The 24,533-nt window shown below is 45.0% G+C and carries 21 protein-coding genes and 1 pseudogene; 10 read left to right on the forward strand and 12 right to left on the reverse strand.

Annotation, left to right across the window (positions count from 1 at the left end):
* Nucleotides 1-134 precede the first annotated feature (134 nt).
* The gene (locus tag O9H85_RS03770) at nucleotides 135-1,019 is read left to right on the forward strand and encodes a LysR family transcriptional regulator (RefSeq protein ID WP_269879963.1); all 885 of its coding nucleotides are present in this window, start codon (nucleotides 135-137) and stop codon (nucleotides 1,017-1,019) included.
* A gap of 204 nt (nucleotides 1,020-1,223) precedes the next feature.
* Here the strand turns inward: O9H85_RS03770 and O9H85_RS03775 are convergent, their stop codons facing one another.
* The 6 genes from O9H85_RS03775 to O9H85_RS03800 form a co-directional block, all read right to left on the reverse strand.
* Entirely contained in the window at nucleotides 1,224-2,360 is a 1,137-nt protein-coding gene (locus O9H85_RS03775; RefSeq protein WP_269879964.1) for an FtsW/RodA/SpoVE family cell cycle protein, read from the reverse strand.
* A 575-nt stretch (nucleotides 2,361-2,935) separates the two neighbouring features.
* Nucleotides 2,936-3,373 carry a cupredoxin domain-containing protein gene (locus O9H85_RS03780; RefSeq protein ID WP_269879965.1) on the reverse strand — a complete coding sequence of 146 codons (438 nt, stop codon included), beginning with the start codon at nucleotides 3,371-3,373 and terminating at the stop codon, nucleotides 2,936-2,938.
* A gap of 228 nt (nucleotides 3,374-3,601) precedes the next feature.
* A complete protein-coding gene (locus O9H85_RS03785) occupies nucleotides 3,602-4,684 on the reverse strand; it encodes an enolase C-terminal domain-like protein (protein WP_269879966.1) in 1,083 nt (360 codons plus the stop codon).
* Complete coding sequence (locus O9H85_RS03790; protein ID WP_269879967.1) at nucleotides 4,681-4,866, reverse strand: hypothetical protein; 186 nt, start codon at nucleotides 4,864-4,866, stop codon at nucleotides 4,681-4,683. Before O9H85_RS03790 ends, O9H85_RS03785 begins: the two co-directional genes overlap by 4 nt.
* Before the next feature lie 33 nt (nucleotides 4,867-4,899).
* The gene (locus tag O9H85_RS03795) at nucleotides 4,900-6,270 is read right to left on the reverse strand and encodes an MFS transporter (RefSeq protein WP_269879968.1); all 1,371 of its coding nucleotides are present in this window, start codon (nucleotides 6,268-6,270) and stop codon (nucleotides 4,900-4,902) included.
* A gap of 52 nt (nucleotides 6,271-6,322) precedes the next feature.
* Entirely contained in the window at nucleotides 6,323-7,840 is a 1,518-nt protein-coding gene (locus O9H85_RS03800; protein WP_269879969.1) for an amidase, read from the reverse strand.
* Between the two features lie 213 nt (nucleotides 7,841-8,053).
* Here O9H85_RS03800 and O9H85_RS03805 point away from each other — a divergent pair, with 213 nt between their 5' ends.
* From O9H85_RS03805 to O9H85_RS03825, 5 genes are all read left to right on the forward strand, one after another.
* Nucleotides 8,054-8,704: a GntR family transcriptional regulator gene (locus tag O9H85_RS03805; protein WP_269879970.1), complete on the forward strand. Its 651-nt coding sequence runs from the start codon at nucleotides 8,054-8,056 to the stop codon at nucleotides 8,702-8,704.
* Nucleotides 8,705-8,912: 208 nt separating this feature from the next.
* The gene (locus O9H85_RS03810) at nucleotides 8,913-9,824 is read left to right on the forward strand and encodes a DMT family transporter (protein WP_269879971.1); all 912 of its coding nucleotides are present in this window, start codon (nucleotides 8,913-8,915) and stop codon (nucleotides 9,822-9,824) included.
* Nucleotides 9,825-9,972: 148 nt separating this feature from the next.
* Entirely contained in the window at nucleotides 9,973-11,175 is a 1,203-nt protein-coding gene (locus O9H85_RS03815) for an MFS transporter (protein ID WP_269879972.1), read from the forward strand.
* A 150-nt stretch (nucleotides 11,176-11,325) separates the two neighbouring features.
* Complete coding sequence (locus O9H85_RS03820) at nucleotides 11,326-12,495, forward strand: iron-containing alcohol dehydrogenase (RefSeq protein WP_269879973.1); 1,170 nt, start codon at nucleotides 11,326-11,328, stop codon at nucleotides 12,493-12,495.
* A 101-nt stretch (nucleotides 12,496-12,596) separates the two neighbouring features.
* Nucleotides 12,597-13,799: an MFS transporter gene (locus O9H85_RS03825; RefSeq protein WP_269879974.1), complete on the forward strand. Its 1,203-nt coding sequence runs from the start codon at nucleotides 12,597-12,599 to the stop codon at nucleotides 13,797-13,799.
* 256 nt (nucleotides 13,800-14,055) lie between these two features.
* On the opposite strand, the gene O9H85_RS03830 is transcribed toward O9H85_RS03825, so the two are convergent.
* The 6 genes and pseudogenes from O9H85_RS03830 to O9H85_RS03855 form a co-directional block, all read right to left on the reverse strand.
* Nucleotides 14,056-15,150 carry a GntR family transcriptional regulator gene (locus O9H85_RS03830; RefSeq protein WP_269880150.1) on the reverse strand — a complete coding sequence of 365 codons (1,095 nt, stop codon included), beginning with the start codon at nucleotides 15,148-15,150 and terminating at the stop codon, nucleotides 14,056-14,058.
* 101 nt (nucleotides 15,151-15,251) lie between these two features.
* Nucleotides 15,252-16,568, reverse strand: coding sequence for an ABC transporter substrate-binding protein (locus O9H85_RS03835; RefSeq protein WP_269879975.1), 1,317 nt, complete (start codon nucleotides 16,566-16,568; stop codon nucleotides 15,252-15,254).
* A 20-nt stretch (nucleotides 16,569-16,588) separates the two neighbouring features.
* Nucleotides 16,589-17,455 (reverse strand): carbohydrate ABC transporter permease, encoded by an 867-nt coding sequence (locus tag O9H85_RS03840; RefSeq protein WP_269879976.1) that lies wholly within the window; start codon nucleotides 17,453-17,455, stop codon nucleotides 16,589-16,591.
* Entirely contained in the window at nucleotides 17,452-18,189 is a 738-nt protein-coding gene (locus tag O9H85_RS03845; RefSeq protein ID WP_269879977.1) for a carbohydrate ABC transporter permease, read from the reverse strand. The genes O9H85_RS03840 and O9H85_RS03845 overlap by 4 nt, the downstream gene beginning before the upstream one ends.
* Before the next feature lie 189 nt (nucleotides 18,190-18,378).
* Nucleotides 18,379-19,851 (reverse strand): alpha-glucosidase/alpha-galactosidase, encoded by a 1,473-nt coding sequence (gene melA, locus O9H85_RS03850; RefSeq protein WP_269879978.1) that lies wholly within the window; start codon nucleotides 19,849-19,851, stop codon nucleotides 18,379-18,381.
* 173 nt (nucleotides 19,852-20,024) lie between these two features.
* Nucleotides 20,025-20,158 (reverse strand): annotated as a pseudogene (locus O9H85_RS03855) (RNA polymerase subunit sigma-70); the annotation flags it as partial.
* 492 nt (nucleotides 20,159-20,650) lie between these two features.
* Here O9H85_RS03855 and thpR point away from each other — a divergent pair.
* From thpR to O9H85_RS03875, 4 genes are all read left to right on the forward strand, one after another.
* Nucleotides 20,651-21,175 (forward strand): RNA 2',3'-cyclic phosphodiesterase, encoded by a 525-nt coding sequence (gene thpR, locus O9H85_RS03860; RefSeq protein ID WP_269879980.1) that lies wholly within the window; start codon nucleotides 20,651-20,653, stop codon nucleotides 21,173-21,175.
* A gap of 38 nt (nucleotides 21,176-21,213) precedes the next feature.
* The gene (locus O9H85_RS03865) at nucleotides 21,214-22,182 is read left to right on the forward strand and encodes a carbohydrate ABC transporter permease (RefSeq protein WP_269879981.1); all 969 of its coding nucleotides are present in this window, start codon (nucleotides 21,214-21,216) and stop codon (nucleotides 22,180-22,182) included.
* A complete protein-coding gene (locus O9H85_RS03870; protein WP_269879982.1) occupies nucleotides 22,179-23,012 on the forward strand; it encodes a carbohydrate ABC transporter permease in 834 nt (277 codons plus the stop codon). Before O9H85_RS03865 ends, O9H85_RS03870 begins: the two co-directional genes overlap by 4 nt.
* Nucleotides 23,013-23,105: 93 nt before the next feature.
* A complete protein-coding gene (locus tag O9H85_RS03875; protein WP_269879983.1) occupies nucleotides 23,106-24,518 on the forward strand; it encodes an extracellular solute-binding protein in 1,413 nt (470 codons plus the stop codon).
* Nucleotides 24,519-24,533 lie beyond the last annotated feature (15 nt).

Below are 24,533 nucleotides of genomic sequence, written 5' to 3' on the forward strand. Positions count from 1 at the left end.
CTAAATATAAATGTATAATATGTTTATAAAGTGAATCTATTACGATAATACATTAATGTCATTTAATTGATCAATTGGGTAAAAACAATTATAATCATTAAAAATACCAATGATTTTTAGGGAGTTATGCCTTCATGGAACTTCGACAATTGGAATATTTCATTGCTGTTTGCGAGGAATTGCATGTTACCAAAGCAGCGGAAAAGCTGGGAATATCCCAGCCTACGCTCAGTTTGCAATTGCGTGCGATGGAGGAGGAGTTGGGAACTCTTGTGTTTGACCGTATTGGAAAACGCATAGCGCTCACAGAAGCAGGCATGATTCTGCTCAAATATGCAAGGAGAATGGTACAAGACCGTCAAAATGCTTTGCTTGAAATCAAGGAACTTCGCGAATTTCAAGGAGGCAATTTAGTGGTTGGGGTTTTACCGGCAGAATTAGATTATCGGATAACGCCGCTTTTCATTGATTATCACCGAAATTATCCGAAAGTGAGCCTGAAAATAATATCTTCCGTTGAAATCCCTCGGCTGGTGCTCGCGAATGAAGCGGATATCGGGATTACGTTGATCCAGTCACCAGATCCTCGACTTGTTACAAGACCGCTATATTCCGAATCCTTTGTTCTGGTCGTTTCTGAAAAGCACGAGCTTGCCGATCGTGATGCCGTTTCCTTACTCGAATTAAAGGGCATTCCGATGGTCATGTATCCCAGTGACTTTATGGGCAGAGAAGTAGTGGAAAACCGATGCAGGGCATTTGGTTTTCAGCTGGATGTAGCGGTCGAAACGACTACGGCGCCTTCTCTTTTCAATTTTGTAAGATCCAACATTGGTGCAACCGTACAGCCGCTTGACTTATCGAAATCGCTTAATGACCCGACTTTGCGGCTGATCACCATCGAAGATCATACACCCACCAGAGAAATTGGAATTATTTACAGGGCTGATAAGTATCTGGGATTTGCCGCCCGCAAATGCATTGAATTCATAGAACATCAATTGAAGAGAATAAAATAACCTGCTGACGGGTATATCTATGCGGCATTTCGGAAATGCTTTACGTAAGGTTAGCCCTCTCTTTTCGATCTGCGACACGTAACTGCGGCGGATCCCAGCAGCCCTTGCTGAGCAACCGTTTTGGTTTTTCTTTTGAGACAGGCAGCACTTTTAGCGACGGGGGATCCGTTTAAAGAAATTTCCCGAGCTGAATTGCTATCACATTCATGACCGCGTTTCTAGTTGATGTACCTTAACACTCAAAACAAGTCCCATTGAGATCATATTTGTCAATAATGAAGTGCCGCCATAACTAATAAATGGCAGTGCTATCCCTGTAAGCGGCATTAAACCCGTATGCATGGCAATGTTTTCAAAAATTTGGAATGCCAGCATTGAAATGACACCTATTACAAGATAGCGTCCAGCTAAATCATTACATTTTATAGCGATTAGGATCATACGGTATATGAGGAAAAAATAGAGCAAAATTAATACCGCGGATCCGATAAAGCCAAATTCCTCCCCCACGACCACAAAAATGGAATCGGCATAGTCATACGGGATAAATCCTCCTTGTACCATCGTCCCATGCAAATATCCTTCGCCTAACAGTTGCCCTGAGCCCACTGATTGGATGGAATTTACTACTTGGTAACTTTGATCGGGATTGCTGTTCGGGTCCAAAAAAGTTTGAATGCGGTGAAGTTGATAGGGTTTTAGGATTTTCGAAAGCAGATTGAAGTCCCTAAAATATAACCACGTCAGGCCACCCACAACGGAAGTAAAGCCAACTAGCCCTCCTATGGCATGGAGGATTCGAACATTGCCCATCCAAAGCATTCCAATAAAAATGCAAACAAATACAAACGAAGTCCCAAGATCGGGTTGCTCCAGCACCATCATAAAGGGGATAGCAGTGACCAGTGCCATTGGGATAATATCACGAAAAAATCGGAGTGTACGCCCTTCCCTATGTTCAAGCAACTTGGCCAAAAGTAATATCACGAAGACCTTCACCAATTCAGAAGGTTGAAATTGCATGAAATGCAAGTCAATCCATCTTTTCGCCCCGTTAATGTCCATCCCTTTAAACATAACAAACCCGAGGAGGATAATGCCTACTACGTAAAGAATTATCGATAAATGCCGGACAAATATGCGATAATCTGTGACTGATAGACCTATTACAGGGATAAACAAGACTCCAAACATAATCAGGTTGTTCTTGTGAATCCCCGCATACTTTGTATGCCATGTAGCGCTATAGATCACCATCGTACTGATAATTAAAAAAAATACCAGGATGATTAGAATCAAGGGATCTAACTTTTTTAGTTTATTCTGTAAGAATACCCACATTCTACTTCCAACCCTTTCACGAATGATCTGTGTCTACTATTCAGTCTTACTGCAAATGGCCAGGTGGGTATTATTACCTTAAAGCCTTAAAAACGGATAACGTCTTCCCTCAGGAAGACGTTACACGGCAATAATTCGTATATGACAGTCGATGTGATGCGAAATCACAGACTATGGGAGAGCGCAAGTGGGATTAAAGAAAGCACTTGATGTCCCTGCGTGAAGATCGTGGAATTATCAAATGGGGGATTTTAGGATTTCATCAAAATCACTCCAAACCCAAGGTTTTAGGATCCTAACTACAACACCGATTGTTTCACAATTATATCTCTTGCCCATTAAATGCCCATTAGATACTCATTAAATACCGATTAATTATAGGTTAAATTTATATTAATATTTCTCGATTTAAAGTACAGCGGGCTTTCTCCATACAAAGACTCCCAGACATGAAGGTATCAATAGGTGCGCCCGAACGGCTAACCAAGGAATAGCAGGCGTAATGTGCCAAAATCGTAGAAACCCAACCCTAAACATCAATTTCGCAAAAAAAGCGCACTCTAATAATATTATTATTACTCAACAATTAAATTTGCGGTCATATCCATATGACCGGGTCCACATGGCACCGAACATCTGATTTGAAATGTACCGGTTTTGTCTGGTGTAAAAGTTGCTGTAGGATTACTATTGTTTAAATTAATATTAAAATCGGCTAATTTCGCGCCGTGCAACCCATCTTTATTTTCCAATGTTAATTTGACGGGGATACCTTTTTTTACATGATACTCTGATTTGTCATATTTGAAAGTAACCGCACTTGCGATCAATTTTACTTCTTGAGTAGTTTCAGAACTTGCAGGTGTGTTTGGAGTTGCTTTGGTTTCTGAGGTAGAAGTAGTTGGGGGTGATGCGACAGCCGCCGCTGAACTATTGTCTTTATTCTCCCCACACGCTGTAAGGGCCACAACCAATGTAATAATAGCAGTAAAAAATATCAACTGGTTTTTCATGATCAATTCTCCTTTGAGTTCTTTTATTTTCTGATGCTCTTCAAACGGGTTGGTTCAGATTCACGAAATATTACCTCCTTATTGATAGGCTACGAAGCAAGAACAATATCGGTTTGCTCTAAAGCTAAATCAATATTAAAAGAAATTTTTTCTTAAAATGACAAAAAACCTTAGGATAGAATTTTTAACATTCTAACCTAAGGTTTTTTACATCAAGACTTTATTTCATTACTCAATCTGATATTGCGCAATCCTCTCTTCGTCCCATGCGAAACCAAAGCCAGGGCGGTCGGGCGTTTTAACTACGCCTTCTTCACATTTCAAAGGCTCTTTAAATAAAGCTCCTGCCCAGCCCATCCATTCCAATTTGACGGGATATTTGATTATAGGAAAAAGGTGAACGGCGAACTCAGGAAACAAGTGTATTCCGGATAATATATGGTATTGCTCCATAAGCGAATTGATCCGTATCCATCCAGTGATGCCGCCTATACGCTGCAAATCCGGGGTATAAACAGAGGCTGCGTTCATCTGCAAAAAGTGTTGGAACGGACGTACCCCATATAGATTTTCTCCTGTAGCAATCCGAACCTGCATCTTATCGGATAATCGCGAATGTCCTTCCATATTCTCTGCTTCAATCGGCTCCTCGAGCCATCCGATTCCAGCTGCAAGCAAATGCTTTTCCATATTCATTGCCTGCTCCGCTATCCATCCTTGGTTAACATCAGCTAAAATCTCAACGTTTTCCCCGACGGCTTTGCGGATTTCTGCAACCACCTGTATATCTTCCTTCATGTATTTGCGGCCCAAACGCATTTTCATAGAAGAAAAGCCCATAATCGCAAATTCTTCCGCCTGCTTGGCAGCTTCCAACGCGGAAACTAACCAAAGCCCATCACTTTGATAAGAATCGAAAGCTCCGGGAGTCCCTCTCAGCAACCGACATACCGGTAAATTCACACTTTTCCCAAAAATGTCCCATAACGCAATATCAACCATAGATAGAGCAAACATAGGCAAACCTTGTAGTCCGAGAAGCTTCATCGTTTCCCAGTTTTTGCGCCATATCTTCTCAATATCCCGCGGGTCTTCTCCAATTACAATGCCTTCAAGGTAATTCAAACATGACTTGATTGCTTTAGCTCCATGAATATTGAAAGCTTGCGCATATGAAATCCCTGAAATGCCTTCACTAGTTAATACATCCAAAATAACGAACACAATTTGTGAATTATGCCGTACACTTGAGATGACAGGATATTGTACAGGAACTGACACCACACGATGGTTTAATGCTGTTATTTTCATGACGAAATACCGATCGAGATATATTGGGTTCCTAGGAACGATTTTAACCCGTAATATTCGCCTTCCAGACCAAAGTCACTCTCTTTCCATTCACCGAACGTTGCTTGTACTATACCCGGCTTGGCATGATAATCACAAACGGATTCTCTCCATTGTTCATCATAATACACTTTTCTGTCCATTGTTAAACGCTCCATTCTTTAATTATCAATTGATTATGATTTACTTTCTGGTTGACTTATTTTAGGGTCCAGTTGCTCCAATACAAGGCCTTTTGTTTCCTTAGACCCAATTGCGAATATGATAATACCTATGACCCCCAGTACTAAGACCAATTCGCTCACAGCTAAGATTCCATTATTTATCAGAACCTCTGCCAACAATATAGGAATAAGTGCTCCCGCTACTCCCCTGCCAACGGCTTCAGTCCAAGCCGTACCGGTACCCCTCAATCTTGTTGGATATTGTTCAGCTGCAAAGAGTTTCGTAAAGGAAAAGGATGCTCCCATGAAGCTAAACGCAACTGACGCGCCGATTAAGCCCCACGCATAACTTTTAGATAAAGCGAACACAATAATTCCGATCATGGATATTATTGAATATAAACTGATAGTCAGTTTTCTTCCTAATTTATCCAATAACCATGCTCCAAACAAATGAGTAGCAATAGGAGTCGCATTTACGACGGCAGAAGTTAATAACGCTCCGCCAAGCTCGTATCCTTGCATCTGTAGCATTTGAGGCAGATAAAGAGAAAAAAGATACCAAGTAGACCAAAGGCAGGATGTTGTCACCCATAATATTAATGTTCGACGCAGAAATTGCCCTCTAAAAATTTCTTTAAATGGAGCACTTTTTGTACTTTCAACAAGCGGGATTCGGTGTGACACTTCAGGAAGTGGTTTACCCGAGTAACGTTGAATTTTTCCTTCGATCTGATTAAGCATGCGATCAGATTCAGCGTGACGACCTTTCATTTCAAGCCAACGCGGAGATTCCGGCATGTAGAAATATACGAAAATTAAAGCAATTAATGAAATTCCGCCGAAAATATACATAGGCCTCCATCCATAATCTGGAACTATTATTGATGCTGCCAGCAGATTTGCAAAATACCCGAAATTCAACACTGCGTTGATGCTTCCAACTGCGTACCCACGATATTTTGCAGGAACAAATTCTACGACGAATTGATAAGGAATCGTAAAAACCATTCCCATGCCTAAACCAGCCAAAAATCTGAACAGTATAACTATAGAAAATGATGGTGCAAACGCTGTAATCACCGTAGCCAATCCGAAAATTAACATTCCGAGCATAAGAGTCTTGCGCTTGCCAAAGTAATCAATAGCTACTCCAGACAATATTAAGCTGATAATAATGCCCAAAGTGGTAACGGAAGCAATTGTACCAATCTCAGCTCCTGAAAGTTTAAAGGCTGATTTAAGAGAAGGAATGGTTGCTCCCGTAAGTCCGTTATCAATTGCTTCGGTTAGCCAAATAATTAAAGCTATGGCAATGATTCCCCAATGCCACCTGGTAAACGGAAGTCTTTCCAACCTTTCGGCCGCATTATAGTTATTCATATTTTCCTCCTTAAATTAGTCCTATAGTTTTATAAAATTATTATCTCCAATATCAAAATTCTAGATTCGGTGCCTTACTACTCCAAAGAGTTAGATCTTCATAAGCAGCAGCCACTCGCAAAAGACGAAGTTCACGGTAAGGAGGTGCAATTAACTGTATTCCAACCGGTAATCCTTCTTTATTAAAGCCGCAAGGAACTGAAATCGCCGGCCATCCAAGGAGGTTAGCGACAATCGTAAAGCGACTCAGGTCAGCCGATATCTTTGGGTGGGCATTTAATGATGGTGCAACTAAAGGTGTTGTAGGAGTTGCCAAAATATCTATATTGCTCCATAAATTATGCATTTCAGTACAGTATTGAGCGCGAATACGATGGGCATTAATGTATTCAAACGCCTGGAATTTTAACCCTGCCTCCTTCCGAGCGCGTACATCCTCCCCGTAAAGCTCAGGTGAAGATTTCAGAAAGGGTAAATGCCAAGCCGAAGCTTCGGAAAACAAGATAGATCGGGCAATTGCAGCCAAATCATTTACAGATGGAATTTTAACCTCAGATATGATACAACCTGACAATCGCAAGGCCTCCAGAGCGCTCTCAAAAGCAGCTCGAACTTCAAGCTCTACTCCGTTTTCTATCCAATTTTGTGGAATCCCTATTCGAAGTCCCTCCAAGTTTATTGGCGCTGCTAGTACATTTTCGAAGCCGACAGGACGGTCTGTTATTACGTCAAGTATTATACCTGCGTCACGAACCGAGCGGCTTAAGATCCCTACATGATCCAAAGACCACGATAGCGGCAATACTCCCGATCGACTAACTAATCCATACGTAGGCTTAAGCCCAACTACACCACAGCAAGATGCGGGAATACGGACGGAGCCAGCTGTGTCAGTTCCTAAAGCAAAAGGCGCTATCCTTGCTGCCACTGCTGCTGCTGACCCAGAAGACGAACCCCCTGAGAAATGATTTAGATTCCAGGGATTTCGGACGGGTCCGAAGTGTGGATTATCCCCGGTGGCTCCATCAGCGAACTCATGTGTGTTAAGCTTTCCTAGCAGTATCGCACCGGCATTCATTAAACGATTTGCCACCTCGGCATCTTGTTCTGGAATACGACCATTAAGCTGTAGGGAACCGGCTGTTGTTGTGACTCCTGCTACATCAATAATATCTTTCAGACCAAATGGAACGCCTTTTAATTGTCCTTCGGGCAAAGTGGATATTTCCGGTTCTAATGTCAAAATAAAAGCGTTAATGTAAGGGTTTACAATTGAAATTTTGTTATGATATGCAGTCAATATATCAACTGGATTCACTTTTCCTGCTCTCACAGCTAGCAGCAGCTCTAATACAGTCCAATTTGTTAATTCCTTGTCTTTTGAAATCATTTTCTCGGATGAGGTTATTTTCTGTACTATATCCCATTCTGTGTAAGGCGCCTCCCCTCCGGCAGCTACAATTGGGTTAAAAGTAAAGGCCGGTTCAAAATCCGACAATTGATTTAAATCTATCGTTTCAAATAACTGTCGTACCGGGCGGCAAAAAGCATTAAAGATTTCATCCTCCAAGTAGAATTCCTCCTCTTTAAATCGCATCAACAAATAATAGATCTTGATTTCTCAGTCAATTTGATCGAATCCGGCATTAATTTTATTTTTCAATGACCATATCTATAATATATAATATATAATATATTCTGCATAATATTAAATCAATATAGATTTAATAGTTTTTTTCTGGTATGAATTGTATATATCATCTATTTTTTTAAGGAGGCCTCCATGAAAATCAATGAAATAAGAACACTTACGGATTCCATTTATGAATCGTTACGCCAAGCTATTTTATCTGGGGATTTCCGGTCAGGGGATCGCTTAAAAGAGTTAGAATTATCGAAAAATTTTAACGTAAGTTCTACACCGATACGAGAAGCTCTGGCGCGACTTTCTCAAGATGGATTAGTAAGCATTGACCGTTATCGTGGTGCTACGATAACTACGTATACGTCTAAAGATTTTGAGGATCTATATCAAATACGTGAATTTTTGGAGATACCAGCCATACGAATCGCTGCTAGCAAAATTGAAATAAGTGATATAAAAAAATTACAACAAATTCTTGAGGATGGGGATCAGGCATTAGAGCAGGGAGATTTTATTCGTTTAAACAACTTAGACTTGGATTTCCACGAAACTTTGGTTATGTGTTCCCGTAATCAGCACTTATCAAAGACAACCCGAAGTATTCACGAAAAAATTCAAACGATTCGGCGAATCGTTGTTCCATTATCCAATATTAATTCAAAGTCACAAATTGCACACTACAAGATTTTTGACGCAGTTAGGAATCATGATGCTGATCGTGCTGAATCAGAGCTTCGGTGCCATATCCAAAATACTGCTGAAGAAGTATTACATTTAATCAAGAACTAATTCAAACATAATGTCGGAAAGTCCAACTTTCCTCCATAGCGGCAAGCATTTGCTTTAATAAACTCGCGGCAAACAGATGCTTTAACACACGATCATTAATCAAACAAAGCCCCTTATCTCCGGGGCTTCACTGTATATATTCTGATTATTAACAAGGGAGTTTATACAATTGAATAAAAATTTATTAAAGGAGAAATAGAGATATATTATGAAAAGATTGTCACGCCTTCAATCATTAGGCCTCATTGCCTTCCTCGTTTTCGTATGGGGAGCTTCCTGGCCGATTTATAAAATAGCGCTAGACTATACTCCTCCTCTTCTTTTCTCCGGAATGCGAACACTGTTTGGCGGTTTGCTGCTCACCGTCTTGTTATTCCCAAGAAGGCATCTTATTCGCTGGAAACAAAATTATCAGGTGTATCTCATTTCCGCCGCGCTCAATGTCGTATTGTTCTTTGGGCTGCAGACGGTCGGTTTATTACACATGCCTTCCGGATTGTTCTCTGTTCTGGTTTATCTTCAGCCGGTGCTTGTAGGTATTTTCGCCTGGATGTGGCTTGGGGAGCCGATGACCACTTCCAAGCTCATAGGACTGATTATCGGTTTCATGGGTGTTGTCACAGTCAGTGCCGGAGGTTTCTCCGGGCATATTGCCGTAGTGGGAATCATAATTGCACTGGGTTCCGGAATAAGCTGGGCGCTCGGTATCGTTTATATTAAAAAAGAAGGACATCGTGTCGATTCCCTCTGGCTCGTTGCTTTACAATTCTTACTTGGGGGAATCGTGCTCACAGCGGCAGGCTCCATGACGGAGGAATGGACAAGCATTGTATGGAACGCTTCCTATTTATTTGGTCTCGTATTTGGCATTTTGATCGGGATTATAGCCTCATGGGCCGTTTATTTCAAGCTCGTAAAATCCGGAGGTGCAAGTCAAGTCGCTTCCTATACATTTCTTGTACCGCTCATAGCTGTCTTCAGCGGAACATTGTTTTTGAAGGAGCCTTTTACCATCAATCTAGTCATCGGGCTTATCTTAATCGGTTTAAGTATTTATCTGGTCAATCACAAATCTGCAGCATTAAAGCAGGTTCAGAAAGTGACTCGTTCACAGCATTGATCATACCCCAAACAAAAACTTTATTATCACAGTTTACAATTATTTTTGTCCATCAAACTTGCATGCGACTGGTCCAAAAGGGGCCGTATTTTGCCGCGCCACAATGGCCGGTCGCCATCCATGTGAAGGAAAGAAGGAATACTGGCTTATGAAGGACAATCAACCTACATTGGGAAGAGGAAGGCTGCTGTGGGCGCTCGGCTTGGGGGGCTTTTTGGTGAACGCCGACAACCGGGCGATCGCCCCCATGCTGCCGGCGATCGCCGGCGTGTTTCATACGACGGCGTCCACGGCGGCGCTGCTTGTCACCGCGTACTCGATTCCCTACGGGCTCTTTCAATTGGTATATGGTCCAATCGCCGACCGGGCGGGCAAGGTGCGGACCATCCTATTTTCTTTGGCGTTGTTTTCTTTGGGCACCTTGGCTTGCGGAATTGTCCATGCTTTTTCCTGGTTGCTTGTTTTGCGAATCATTACCGGGATGTTCGCCGCAGGCATTATCCCGACGACCCTGGCGAAAATCGGCGATTTATATTCGCTGAATGAACGTCCCCGGGCGATCGCCTTCTTTATGTCGCTATCCACATCCGGGCAGGCGATGGGCATCGTAATCGGCGGGTTAGTCGCCCAGTTTGCGAGCTACCGGTTTTTGTTCCTGCTGCTCGGTGTGGCGGCGATCCCGACCTTGTGGACGCTTCGCCGCCAACGCGACGAGGAGCCGGCGGCCGGCCGGGAGACGCTGCCCCTTCTCAAGCGATATCTGACGCTGGTGCAGTTGAAGCGGGCGTGGCTTATATACGGCCTAGTCTTCTGTGAAGGTTTTGTCTTTTATGCCGGTTTTACGTTTCTTGGAGTATACGGCGTTGAAGAGCTGCATTTGTCTTATCTTGTCATCGGTCTGCTTACGGCGACCTATAGCCTGGGAGCGTTTGTTGGCAGCAGGACGATTACCCGCATTATCGGGCGGCTTGGGGCTTCACGGATGCCGTTGTTCGGCGCGTTTCTCATGACGCTCGGGTTTGCCGCCGTATGGGCCTGGACCAACGTCGCCGCGCTGACCACCGGGTTTATCGTGCTCGGACTCGGCTTCAGCTACTGCCACTCGACCCTACAGACCTATGCGACGGATTTACTGCCGAAAGCACGCGCCACCGCGGTTTCCATCTTCGCGTTCTCCCTTTTTCTTGGGAGCGGAATCGGTCCGGTCGCCGCGGGAAGCCTTTACGACCGATTCGGCTTTTCCGGGTTGCTGGGCACGGTGACGGTTGGGATGGCTTTGTTTGGCTGCTGCTGCGCCGCGTTACTCCGCGTACAAGCCGCAGCCCGCCACCGGACGGATCTGTCGAAGTAAAGGAGCAGGCCGTATTGGGCATCATGGGAATCATCATATGGTTACTAAGTTACGTTAAGGTAAGAAGCTGAAACTTTTATCAGTTATTTTCATTCTCGCACGGTGTAGCTATAATAGTTGGGTGAGAATTTATAAGATGGAGGATATACAATGAATTCATTTGAATTTCAAAATCCGACCCGGATTTTGTTCGGCGCAGGGATGGCAGATCAGTTGGGAGAGCAGGTTAAGAGCGGCGGCTGGAAGACTGTACTGCTCGTGTACGGTGGAGGCAGCATAAAAAAGATGGGTTTGTACGATCGGGTGATCAGTCAACTGCAGCAGGTAGGGGCGAAAATAGTAGAGCTTCCGGGTGTGGAGCCTAATCCTCGAGTTACCACGGTGCGTAAAGGCATCGATTTGTGCCGGGAAGAGGGCGTGGATCTCATCTTGGCCGTCGGTGGAGGCAGTGTGCTCGACGCCGCTAAAGCGGTAGCTGTCGGCGTACCTTATGAAGGGGATGTATGGGACTTCCTCATCCGCAAGGCGCAAATTCAAGGCGCACTGCCGCTCGGCACGGTGCTGACGCTATCGGCGACCGGTTCGGAGATGAACGGGAACTCTGTTATTACCAACTGGGAGGAAAATTTGAAAAAAGCGTTCGGAAGCATTCATGCTTTTCCGAAGTTTTCGATCCTGGATCCAACGCTCACTTATTCAGTTCCGGCGGATCAAACCGTTAACGGGATTGTCGATATGATGTCGCATGTCTTTGAACAATATTTCAGTTCCACTCCGGATACACCGCTTCAGGAACGGTTGTGCGAATCAATCCTGCAAACGGTGATCGAAAATGGTGAAATCGCATTAATGGAGCCGACGAATTATGCGGCCCGTGCCAATATCATGCTTTGCGGGACGTATGCATTAAACGGCGGCATGATTAGTGTCGGTATGCAAAACGATTGGGCGACTCACATGATTGAACACGAGGTCAGCGCAATCTACGATATCGCTCATGCAGCAGGATTGGCCATTTTGTTCCCGAACTGGATGAAATATGTTTACCGTGAACGCATCGACCGTTTTGTCCAGTTTGCCGTACGTGTGTGGCAGGTGGATCCTAATGGAAAATCCGATGAGGAAATTGCACTGGCAGGCATCGAGGCCACAAGGGCTTATTTCAGCCGCATTGGAGCACCGACCCGTTTGGCGGATATGGGTATCGGCGAAGAACAGCTGAATCGGATGGCTACGGAAACGGTACGTTTCGGCACCGTCGGGTCTTTCAAGCCGTTGAACGAGCAGGATGTAAAAGCGATATTGCAAATGAGTCTGTAAACAATACTATTTTAATAGCTTTCTTCTTTTATAAGGGGCTATCGGGATAACAGCCGGTGTTGGGTCAAATATTTTTTGATACCACCAAAGGAGATCCAGTCATGAAGTTTCCAGCTTCAGGACGGGCGAATCATACCGTCCTAGCGCTTGTCACCATACTATATTGGTCTTCACTTTATGTTTATGTTCCGATCCTATCGCCTTACCTTCTACATCTTGGCGCTTCCTACAGCATGGCCGGTGTTGTGCTTGGAAGTTATGGACTTACCCAAATCTGTCTCCGGCTGCCGATAGGCGTTTCTTCCGACCGAATGAAGCGACGCAAACCATATGTGCTGCTCGGCATGTTAACCACGGCGTTGAGCTGTCTGTGTTTCGCATGGGGCGAACAAATCGGTTGGGTGCTTGTCGGACGGATCGTGTCGGGGTTAGCCGCTTCCACTTGGGCGCCGTTTACCGTGATGTATGCCGGAATGTACCGAAGCGATCAGGCGACAAGAGCAATGGGCTCTATTAGCCTGCTAACCGCATTCGGTCAAATGATCGGTATGAGCTTAAGTGGCTATTTGGTAAAGACAGGAGGCTGGAGTTCCGTTTTTTGGACAGGAAGCGTTATTGCTTTCACCGGTTTTGTTCTGGCTCTGCTGCTAAAGGAGCCGAAGGAGAGCATTGACCGGGCACCAATGCAATACAGCGAAGTGTTGCCCGTCATGAAAGATTCATTGCTCCAAAAAGTGGCGACTCTCTCCATTTTAGCTCACAGTGTACTTTTTATCACGATGTTCGGATTTACGCCCTCCTACGCCGTATCTCTTGGGGCCGATGAAGTGAGCTTAACGTTGCTCGTCGTCGCTTTCATGATTCCCCATGCGGTCAGCAACTTTATCACTGGCAGGATTCTTGCCCCTCGGTTTGGCGCATGGCCTGTCGTGCTTATCGGATTTTTGTTCAGTGCGATTTGTTCCGCCGCAACCTCCATAGTGACCGATTATTCGCTGCTCGTGCTGACCCAAGCCCTTAACGGTTTCTTCCAAGGGTTACACTTTCCGTTGCTGCTGGCGCGGGCTATCCAGCATTTTCCGGAGGAAAAGCGGGCTACCGCCATGGGCTTTTATCAAGCGCTATATGCGTTCGGGATGTTTGCTGGACCGTTTCTGGCAGGCGGATTGAACGAGTGGGCAGGACTACGGAGCGGTTTTTATTTTGCCGGAATTCTCGGGATGGTCGCGGCCTGTTTGACCTTTTTTTGGTTTTTACGGGGATTAAGGAGCGCCGTCACATTGAAACGAGCCTCTGCAGAATAAGGACGATATATCCTTATTTAAGCAGTTGATCATATTCCCCATCGCGTCTTTATGTTGCAGCAACACTTGAGTCAATAGACATTTGATGATTAACAAGCTTCCGTACACTTCAACAGGTTGCCCATGTTTTGATATTATCCCCTTTAAGTAGACAAGTGCCGAAAAGCGCATACCGTATACTTGGAGGGGATATTATCATGAGCGAAATCAGAAAAACATACGACTTGATATGAACACGAACCGATTTAATTATGTATCATTCATTGACCTTGCATGTGGAGGTTCGAACCACAAGTTGAGGCGGGTAAATAACGGATTGGTTATGTGGGTCTGCGATTTTTCCTTCGATTATATCCACGATCAATTTAGCCGCATCCGTACCCATCTTTCTTTTGGGATGAGCAATGGAAGTCAGCTTAATTTCCGACATCTCGGCCAAATACGAATCGTCATATCCTATAACTGAGACATCATGCGGAACTTTCAGTCCGAATTCACGAAGAATATTAATAATATTCAGAGCAACCGCATCGTTGTAACAAAACATAGCAGTAACCTCGTATTTTTGGCTGTCCAACAAGTCCCTTATTTCCCTCTCAATGGTTTGCCTTTGCCCTTCGGTATCGTAGGCAATAATGAATCCCGGCAATATCGGCAAATTATATTTCCGATGGGCCTGAATAAATCCGTTCATACGGTTCACGCCCTGAATGTCGTCGGATTTAAAAATTCCCGCGATCTTGGTATGGCCAAGCTGTATCAAATGCTCGGTAGCGATGAATCCCCCTTTCTCCTCGTCCATTCTCAAACAGGGTCCTCGGAGCTGGGGATAAATGGCGTTCAGCATAACGTAGGGAACTGCATGATTCTCCAGGTTTAAAAAGTAATTAATGTTCGGATTATATAAGGCGCTCTTTGTAGGTTCAACGATAATGGCATCTACATTACGCATTAATATCGATTCTATGCATTTTCTTTCCTTCTCAATGTTATTATTGGTACTTGCCAGTATCATCGTATAATCCATATGGCTTAACTGGGACTCGATCCCTCTCATGATCGAAGAAAAAATATAATCGGATATATACGTGGTTATAACACCGATGGTCCTGGTGCCCTGCGCCGGATTGACGCGAATGGGCGGTACAGAGCAAAACGTGCCTCTTCCCTGCTTGCGGTATATCCATCCCTCTTTTTCCAGATCCCCTATAGCCTGACGAACGGTATGACGACTCACATCAAACATGGCCATGAATTCGGTTTCGGTACCGATTTTTTCGTGAGGAACAACCTTGCCCTGAAGGATCCACGATTTAATCTCATCTTTAAGCTTGGCGTATTTCGATTTCACGCAACCACACCTAGTCCAGAATTTGATAATAGCAATCATTTGGTTAAACAGAAGACCAGAGCAGAGCTCCGGCCTCCTGCATTACCTTCGGTTCAACACGGTTATTTCAGTGCATCCGTCATGTCCTTTTGAGTTTTTTGCAGAACCTGTTCCGCAGTCGCAGAGCCGTTGACCACGAGCGGATCCATATTTTTGCTGTAAATTTCATTCAACTGTTGGAACCGGTCGGAGGTTTCGTCTTCGGCCAGCTTCGGATCGATGGTTTTAACGATATTGAGAAAGAGATTCATCTCATTTTGGAAGCTCGTGTACTTCAGTCCTTCGTTAAGCAGACTGGTACGTACGGGAATAAAATTCGAAGCCTCGCTGAAAGCCTTCATGTTGTCCTTGCTTGTCATGTAGTCGATAAAAATGGCAGCCGCATTCGGGTATTTGGTGCCTTTGTAAGCAAAGAGCGCATTACCGCCCATATCGGAGCCGGTTTTACCTTTCACTTGCGGCATGTAGGTAACGCCCCAGTTTCCCGGCATATTCTCTTCCATATAGGAAAGATGCCAGCTTCCGGAGAAGGTAAATGCGATTTTCTTGGCAACGAACAGCATATTGGTGGCCGGTGTCTGTGTAAAGCCTGTCTTTACGACGAGCTTTTCCTTTTGCCATGTTTCATATAGCTTGGTAGCCGCAAGCGCTTCAGGCGAATTAATCGTAACGGATTTCATGTCTTTACTCAGCACGGATCCGCCGTTCATATAGATAAAGGGAAGATAGCGGTAGCCCGAACCGTTCTCCCAGATGCCGCCGAAAGCATATTCCAAATTATTGTCGGCTTTCAGTTTCCGGGCGATGCCGGTAAGTTCATCCCATGTCCAAGCGTCATTGACATCTTTAGGTATGCGTATTCCGGATTTCTGAAACATGCTCTTGTTATAAAAAATAGCCATCGTATCCGTGTGATGCGGCATTGCCACAAGCTTGCCTTTATAAGTCACGGCTGAACGATATGCCGGTACGAGATCCTTAAGACTTTCTTCAGAAATTTTCCCCGTCAGGTCCAACATCACATCGTTTTCTTTGAATTTTCCCAGTCTCTGGTAAGTGTAGCGTACGATATCCGGCCAATCATTCCCCGCGATTCGAGTATCTAAAATTTGCCTGTACGTATCGGACGGATATACCTGAGGCTCCAGCTTAATTTCCGGATGATCTTTAGCAAAATTTTTGAGCATCAAATCCCAACCGGCTTTATCCGATGTTGAGGATTCCCAATAAGCCACCTTAAGAACCGCTCCTTTTTCCGCGGCGCGTGAATCCGTATTCGTTGTCGGCGCACTGCCCGTCGAGCTGCACGCCGATAAAGAAACTGCCGCAGTCAGAGCACAAAGCGTTGTCAACGGCCGATAAAAAGAACGTATATCCATATTTACTCCTCCTAGGAATGCTAGCCTTTGATTCCCGTAAAAGCAATCCCCTGCACAAATTGTTTTTGAAAAAGGAAGAACACCGCCAAAACCGGAAGAATCGAAATGATGGCCGCACTCATCAAATCATTCCAGTTTACGTAATTGACTCCATTTAACATGGCAAGACCAAGCTGAACCGTATACATTTTACTATCCGACAACACGATCAAGGGCCATTGAAAATCATTCCAGCGCCACATGACCGTAAAGATCACCAGAACTCCCAGCAGCGGTTTGACATTCGGAAATACAATTTTACTGAAAATCGCAAATTCGCTGGCACCGTCTATACGTCCCGATTCGATCAGTTCATCCGGGATCTCCTCCATGAATTGACGGGAAAGGAACAACCCGAACGCTTCCGCGCAAGGCGGCAAAATCAATCCCGTATAGCTGTTGAGCAGCCCCAGTTTGGAGATGATGATAAAATTAGGAATCATGATGAGTTGAATAGGAATCATCAATGTGCTGAGTACCACCATGAACAAGAAATCTCTGCCCTTAAATCGGTACTTGGCAAAGGCGAAGCCCGCGAGCAGGTTGATAAAAACGGTAATCACCGTAGCGCATACCGTAACGATGGCGCTATTTTTAAAGTAAGTCGAAAAATGGGTGACCGTCATGGATTTGGCAAAGTTGCCCCAAATGAATTCGCTTGGCCAGAGCCTGGGGGGATATTCGAAAATTTCACCGATGGGCTTTACGGCCGTGATCAGCATCCAATAAAACGGGAATAGAACAACAATGCTGACAATAACCAGAAACGCATAGGCACAAGCCTTCAAAGTCGTATTGCCCGATTTTTTAGACAAAGCGGTTGGTTGGTTCATGTTTGTGGTTATCATACATTCTCCTTGCTTGCCCGAAGTCTGTACAAAGAAAACAACAGAAGGATTAAAAACAGGACTACGCCGGAAGCGGAAGCCCGACCGTAATAGTTCATCTTGAACGCGGTGTCGTAAACGTACATAACCAGAGTGGTTGTCGCATTGAGCGGTCCGCCTTTGGTCATAACGTAGATCAAATCGAAGGATCGGAAAGAGTGAATGACGACGGTGATGAGTATGAAGGTATGAATCGGCTTAAGCAGCGGCATCGTAATGTAACGGAACTTTTGCCAGGCATTCGCTCCGTCGATGGTGGCCGCCTCATAGTAGTCGGGCGATATCCCTTGCAGAGCCGCCAAATAAATGACCATGTTGTATCCGACCCTGCTCCATAAAGTGCCTACGATAATCATGACCATAGCCATACTGGGGTCTCTGGACCATTCGATGGATTGAATGCCGAGCAGGTTCAGCACATAGTTAATGAGCCCCAATTGATCGCTGAACAACCAGACAAACACCATGCCTACAACGACGGACGATATTACCGATGGAATAAACAGCACGCTGCGGAAAAATTCTCTGAATCTGATTTTTTGATTTAATAAAAGAGCAAACATGAGCGATAATACCATCAGAAAGGGAACCGTCGAAACGGTGAAAAGAATCGTCACCCAAATCGATTTTCTAAAAACCTCGTCCGTAAACAGATAAATATAATTATCCAGTCCGATGAATACCGGCTTTCCCATACCTCCCCATTTCACCAGGCTGTAATAAAAGGTCATAAAAATCGGTATGATCATAAAGCACAAAAACAGAAGCATGTTTGGAAGAATAAAAAGGTACGGAACGACCTTTATATTATTCCAAAACGGCTCTTTATGTTTTGTTGGCAAATGAAATCACCCGCTAATCTTTAAATGTCCGTTGTTGTTGACTTAGTTATCCGAGTGTCCTACAATCAGTCTCTCGTTACCTGCAGCTGCGGATTCCCGGTTTGCGGATGAGAATGGCGGACGGTTTGCCGATTTTTTAGGGAAACGATATACCCCCATGTCCGGCTGCGGACGATCGGCCCAGCGTCTTCCATCCCCGTTAAATTGCGGCATCCACGGAGCGAGCGCTTCAAGCATCTCCTCGCACATGGCCCAAACTTCCTTGGTGCTGCAGACGGCGGCAGTCAACGGATCGTGAAGCACGGCCAGCTTCACCAGCTCGCGGTCACCGGTTAGAGCGGCCTGCACCGCCATTTCTTGAACGCTGATGCTGGTGCGGCATGTGGCCGCGCATTGTAACGGGAGATCCCCGACAAATGTCGGATGGATGCCGTTTCCGTCCACATAACAAGGAATTTCAATGGTGCACTTGTCGGGCAGGTTGGTGATCAATCCGCGGTTTTCGATATTGAAGTGCCCTCGGTACGAACGACCAGTTTCCAGCGCTTCTATGATGTAAGAGCCGTGTTCGTTGGAACGCTCCCCCAGCTTGATGTATTCCGCCTCGCCTTTTAACCATTTGGGGTACATTTCTTTGTACTCTTCCGTTTTCGTAAGGCAATGATTCAGGTAACCGGCGGTTCTTCCGCCAATCCATACATCCGGATAAATCCATTGATCGATTTCTTCTTTTCGCTTCCGATACCATGGCAGGTATTCGCTGAGATGCCCGTTAGATTCCGTGGAATAATATCCGAATCTTCTCAGTACATCGATTCGACAAGGCTCGCTCCTTGATAGCTGCGGATGGTTCTCGAATGCGTCCAACAGATACGGGAGCATATCCTGTCCCTTATGAGTCACCTGAATATACCAGGTTTGATGGTTTATTCCTGCACAGACGAAATCGACTTCATGCTGGGGAAGACCGAGCGCCGTTGCAATTTGCTTATGGCCTCCCTGCACTCCGTGACAAAGGCCGACGACTTTGATTCCTCCGGCACGCCGTAATGCCCATGTATTCATCGCCATAGGATTGGAATAATTCAGCAGCAGGGCTCCGGGAGCAAGCTCGCGCATATCTTCGGCCAAGTCAAGCAGTACGGGAATGGTCCGCAGGGCGAAGAATACTCCGCCAGGTCCCAAGGTATCCCCTACACATTGATCGACCCCGTACTTTAAAGGAATTTCCACATCGTGCCGGAACGCCTCCAGTCCGCCGACGCGGGCCATGCAAAACACGTAATCCGCCCCTTTTACCGCCTCCCGTTGGTTTGTGGTCGGAACAACCGTCGCAGGCAGCCCGTTGGTCTGGATCATGTGCCCACAAAGGTTGGAAATCATAGTCAAGTTTTCCTCATTGATGTCCATCAATCGGAATTCGGTGTCTTGAAACTCAGGTACCGCGAGAATGTCCATCATCAGCCTTCTTGTGAACCCTACGCTCCCTGCTCCGATCATGGCAATTTTGAGCATACTTTTCCCTCCTCGATGTCAACGTTTTCAATTCGCTTTGATTTTCCTTTGCAGTTGTACGAATAAAGTTGAAAAATCCGACGTTACAACAAAACTTTATACGTACGTATATGCGTTTCAAAATCACCATATTACAAAAATGGATTAGCGGTTTCTTCGTTGGAATTCTTCTACCGCTCATCGAGAATATCCGGATTTTTGTATATTTTGCTCTTCTCAATCCTCAGCTGCACCTTTTTCACGACATCATCAGCTTCTGTGCCGAGGATATCGATCAGTTAATCTCATTTCCCTCCTTGCCCGTACCGTGTTGCAACTTTTAATCTCCCTTCGATAAAAAGTTGTCAACGTGACAGCGAAAAATTGAAAGGAGCCCGCACCGCGGTGTTTAGGCGGCGAAATCTCTTCCTGTACAAAACCTTTTGCTGCAGCAGAGAGCTTTTTTACATTCTTTTAACATAAAAATTGACGAATACTTGTTTACATTCTCATATGCACGTTATACAATGGCGTAATTTGTATCTGTTCCTTTCTCATTAAGGGAGTAGGATGCAAACCATGTTGGAGTATTTTTGTTTGTTGTTTACATTAATAACTATTAAAGTAAAATTTTACATTCTTAATGGAATCGCCTTAGTCCGTTTTCTGGGAATCTTTTCTTTGCCTTAAACTGCAAATCACAACCTCATTGCACATGATTGAGTCGTTGTACCAGTTAATAAAATCTTAAATTGACTTCCTTTCGAATCAGAATTATGTTGGTGTATCAAACATTTTTAATAAAAGGAGAAAACACATAATGGAACTGTTTGTCGCATTGGACGTACCTCTCGCGGTAAAGCGAGAGCTAAGGAACATTCAAAACCATCTGCGTCAATTTGATTCTTCGGGGAAATATGAGTCTGCTGAAAACTTCCATTTGACGCTGAGTTATATCGGGGAATGGACAAGCCAGGAGACTATCATTTCACATCTGGAACATATCCGATTCAACAGCTTCGAACTACAGTTACATGAACCGGGCATATTTGAAAATCCGGGGAAATCCGTAGTATGGGTCAATGTAAAGGAGAACGATCGCTTGCACGCCCTTCAACAAATGATCGTCCAGGCGCTGGCAAATGCAGGGGTGCTGATAAATCGTTTCGTTTTCGTTCCCCATATTTCGCTCGCTTATGGCTGCAACCCATCTATATCGAGTTCCTTTTCTGCTTGCAAGGTTATACCACTTTCTTTTGAAGTTTCCAGTTTTTATTTGTACGTTGTTCATAGTGTGTCAGAAAGTACCCGTTTTAAAAAGTTACGCAATTTCAAGTTGTTCTGAGAAGGCATCTTACACGACAAAGGAGACAACATCATCCCATGCTAAATCGAAAGCTAACCCGGCGTTCGACCAATCGATACGATAACACCGCTTATCTGTATCTACTCCCTGCGTTTCTATTGCTCGGAATCTTCACGATCTATCCAATCATCAATACGTTTATAACTTCGTTTAAAGACAATTTTCAGTTTCTCACGGGGAACTTCGCCGGGATCAATCTCTCGAACTATATCAAAATCATCGGCGATTCCACATTCCGAAGAGCGCTGTTGAATACGTTTTTTATCGCCTTTGTTTGCGTGCCTGCCACTATACTGATCTCGCTCATTCTAGCTTTATGCCTGAATTCCGTTAAAAGGTTGCAGGGCTTGTATCTGACGCTCTTTTATCTTCCCCAAGTCACGAATGTGATTGCATCAGGGCTCGTATTTTCTTTTATTTTCAACACACACTTCGGACTCATCAATATGGTCTTAGGATGGTTCGGCATCCATCCTGTGGCATGGATCAGCGGCGAAGGCATCGTCGGTTCGCCTGAACGGTATAACCAGGCTTATGCGCGAAGTTTGTTTATCCTGTTTGTGTACAGCGTTTGGGAGGGGCTATCGCTGCACGTCCTCTTGTTCATGCGGGGTTTACAGAACATCAATAAAGAGTATTACGAGGCCGCTCAGGTTGATGGTGCAAGCCGCTGGCGCATGATTCGAAGTATCACGCTGCCACTGTTGTCCCCGACGACGAGTTTCCTTTTTGTAACATCCATTATTTTTGCCTTCAGGGCGTATGCGAGTGTTGTGGCCTTGTTCGGCAAAACCTATGGTCCGCCCGGCGATGATTCAAAGATGATGATTACGTTAGTTGGGTATATCATGGACTCTCTCGGAGATTATTTGTCACCAGGAGCAATTAGCAGCGCGGGTGCCGCGGCAGTCGTGCTCGTGTTGATGGTTATGGTCGTAGTCTTTGTTCAACTATTTCTGATGAAAAGATGGGTGCATTACCAATGAGGACAAGCGTTAATCACGGTAAAGCGTTTCTGAATCTGTTCTTAGCCGTTTCCGCCATCGTCGTACTCGTTCCTTTATACTGGATGGTGAGCACTTCCCTGAAAACGTCGGCAGAAGTAGCGAAGGTTCCGCCGACATTGTTCCCGAGTCACTTTCGTTGGGCTAATTATTTGGATGTTATCACACAAGCACCTCTGCTCGGGTATTTGGCCAATACGATCATCGTCGGCGTTTCCGTCGTAGCCGTAGGCACAGCTGTAACTGTATTGTCCGCGTTTGCTTTTGCACGGCTTCATTTTCGCGGGAAAAACCTTCTGTTTTTTGCAATACTTTCAACTATGATGATCCCACAGGAGATGCTGATCATTACAAACTTTCAAACGATCGCGCAGTGGGGATGGATGAATACGCTGCAGGCACTCATCATCCCGTACTGGATCAATCCATTTAACATCTATTTGCTGCGCCAAACGTTCTTGCAAATACCTGACGAACTATATCTGGCGGCGAAGGTGGACGGCCTAGGCAACTTTCGTTACTTAAGCAAGGTCTTGGTTCCGATGTCCTGGTCCACCATATTGACAACGATGATCCTCTCATTGATTTTGATATGGCATACATTCGCCTGGCCGGATCTGGTCACAACGAAAGACAGCCTACGGCTCGTATCCAATGGGCTACAGAATGCCTTTACAAGCAGCGTCGGCAACATTGATTATGAATTGCAGATGGCTGCGGCGACGTTGATTACAGTCCCCCTGATCGTACTTTTCTTACTGCTTCGCAACTTCATTTTTTCAGGATTGATGCATGGAGGCATTAAAGGATGAAGTCTGGCTACGCTGCTGATAAAAAACGGCGTGTTAAACCAAAAACGCCTTGATATAAAAAAGTAAATCTAGAGTGGAGGAGTGTTCGTAAAAATGAACAAGAAGTTGTGGAAAGTCGTAATAGTCGTGTGCATGATTAGTATGATTCTGCTCTCTGCCTGTAAAAATTCGGGTAACACACTGACGAATCCTGCTGCCCAGACACCGAGTGCAACCGTAAAGCCGACAAGACCTCTGGAAAAGGCCGTTCAGAGCGTGCTCACCGACAAGAAACAAGTGAACATCTCGTTCTGGACGGGCACCGGAGCGACGAACTTCCCGATACTTGAAGAGATGGTCAAGGCGTTTCAGGCGAAATATCCCAATATTACAGTTGATTTTTCTAATCAGGGAGCGATCGGTGACCTTACGAAAAAACTGACCCAGAATATTGTTTCGAAATCGACACCCACGTTGTCTAATATCGTTGCAAGCACGTTTCCGGAGTACATTTCAAGCAAAGCAATCATCGACTTGATGCCTTATTACGAGGACAAAACGATCGGTCTTGCGAACGGGAACGACGGTATTTTCTCCTATTATATCGATGAAGTAAAGAGTCTCGGACCGGAAGGCACGATGTACGGTTTTCCGACCAACAAGAAGACGTCGGACGTGCTAATGTATAACAAAACGTATTTCGACAGCAAAGGGTGGGCCCCTCCGAAAACGTGGGACGAACTCGTGAGTTATGCGAAAACGATCAGGGAGGAAACCGGAAAACCTGGTTTCAGCTTCGACAATGCGTACGGCGATGCGCCTTTCATGCTTCTTTCAAGGCAATGGGGCAGCCCGTACATTCGCCCGGATGGCACTATCGATATCAACAATGATGCAGGCAAAGCCGCCTTGAAATTTTACAAGGACAACATGGACCGTGGTTATTTTACCATGCCTGCCCTGCTGCCGAGTGCGGGCGGCGGTAAATACAGCAACAAAGGTTTTGTCAAGGACGAAACGTATATGTTTATCGGAGCGGCAGCCGGTGTCCAGTTCGCTATACCAAATCCGAATGCGGGTCAAAAAAATTTCGAAGTGGGCGTAGCTCCTGTTCCACAAAAAGATGCTGCGAAACCCATTAATTTTTCCAAAGGTGAAGATTACGTCATTTTCTCGAATGCAACGGAAGAACAACGGGTCGCTGCATGGCTGTTAATTTCTTTTCTGTCCGATGCGAAGAACAATGTGAAATGGTTGACGGAAACCGGAAACCTTCCGATCAGCAAAGCCATGTTGGACGAACCGGAATACCAGTCGTTTCTGAAGGCCAAACCGAGTGCCACGCCGGGATATTACCGGGCTGCTGCCGTTAATGCCATTCTGTCGGCCGGTGATCTGTCGTATATCAAAACCGTTCCGAAGTCTGGTTCACTTGCCGACCAAGTAGGAAAAATGTGGGAAGCGGTCATGATCGGCGGCGGTAATGGGGATCAACTACTGCAGGAGACAGCAAGCAAGCTGAAATAACAAGACTTCACAGAA

The organism is Paenibacillus gyeongsangnamensis (assembly GCF_027533625.1).
GTDB classification, from domain to species: Bacteria; Bacillota; Bacilli; order Paenibacillales; family NBRC-103111; genus Paenibacillus_G; species Paenibacillus_G gyeongsangnamensis.

Bases quoted from the DNA above. Each gene is read 5' to 3' on its own strand.
- O9H85_RS03795 (WP_269879968.1), bottom strand. From the start codon at position 6,270: ATGAATAACTATAATGCGGCCGAAAGGTTGGAAAGACTTCCGTTTACC.
- O9H85_RS03875 (WP_269879983.1), top strand. From the start codon at position 23,106: ATGAACAAGAAGTTGTGGAAAGTCGTAATAGTCGTGTGCATGATTAGT.
- O9H85_RS03870 (WP_269879982.1), top strand. From the start codon at position 22,179: ATGAGGACAAGCGTTAATCACGGTAAAGCGTTTCTGAATCTGTTCTTA.
- O9H85_RS03840 (WP_269879976.1), bottom strand. From the start codon at position 17,455: ATGATAACCACAAACATGAACCAACCAACCGCTTTGTCTAAAAAATCG.
- O9H85_RS03835 (WP_269879975.1), bottom strand. From the start codon at position 16,568: ATGGATATACGTTCTTTTTATCGGCCGTTGACAACGCTTTGTGCTCTG.
- O9H85_RS03810 (WP_269879971.1), top strand. From the start codon at position 8,913: ATGAAAAGATTGTCACGCCTTCAATCATTAGGCCTCATTGCCTTCCTC.
- O9H85_RS03785 (WP_269879966.1), bottom strand. From the start codon at position 4,684: ATGAAAATAACAGCATTAAACCATCGTGTGGTGTCAGTTCCTGTACAA.
- O9H85_RS03815 (WP_269879972.1), top strand. From the start codon at position 9,973: ATGAAGGACAATCAACCTACATTGGGAAGAGGAAGGCTGCTGTGGGCG.
- O9H85_RS03825 (WP_269879974.1), top strand. From the start codon at position 12,597: ATGAAGTTTCCAGCTTCAGGACGGGCGAATCATACCGTCCTAGCGCTT.
- O9H85_RS03790 (WP_269879967.1), bottom strand. From the start codon at position 4,866: ATGGACAGAAAAGTGTATTATGATGAACAATGGAGAGAATCCGTTTGT.
- O9H85_RS03770 (WP_269879963.1), top strand. From the start codon at position 135: ATGGAACTTCGACAATTGGAATATTTCATTGCTGTTTGCGAGGAATTG.
- O9H85_RS03845 (WP_269879977.1), bottom strand. From the start codon at position 18,189: ATGGGAAAGCCGGTATTCATCGGACTGGATAATTATATTTATCTGTTT.
- O9H85_RS03775 (WP_269879964.1), bottom strand. From the start codon at position 2,360: ATGTGGGTATTCTTACAGAATAAACTAAAAAAGTTAGATCCCTTGATT.
- melA (WP_269879978.1), bottom strand. From the start codon at position 19,851: ATGCTCAAAATTGCCATGATCGGAGCAGGGAGCGTAGGGTTCACAAGA.
- O9H85_RS03780 (WP_269879965.1), bottom strand. From the start codon at position 3,373: ATGAAAAACCAGTTGATATTTTTTACTGCTATTATTACATTGGTTGTG.
- O9H85_RS03865 (WP_269879981.1), top strand. From the start codon at position 21,214: ATGCTAAATCGAAAGCTAACCCGGCGTTCGACCAATCGATACGATAAC.
- thpR (WP_269879980.1), top strand. From the start codon at position 20,651: ATGGAACTGTTTGTCGCATTGGACGTACCTCTCGCGGTAAAGCGAGAG.
- O9H85_RS03805 (WP_269879970.1), top strand. From the start codon at position 8,054: ATGAAAATCAATGAAATAAGAACACTTACGGATTCCATTTATGAATCG.
- O9H85_RS03820 (WP_269879973.1), top strand. From the start codon at position 11,326: ATGAATTCATTTGAATTTCAAAATCCGACCCGGATTTTGTTCGGCGCA.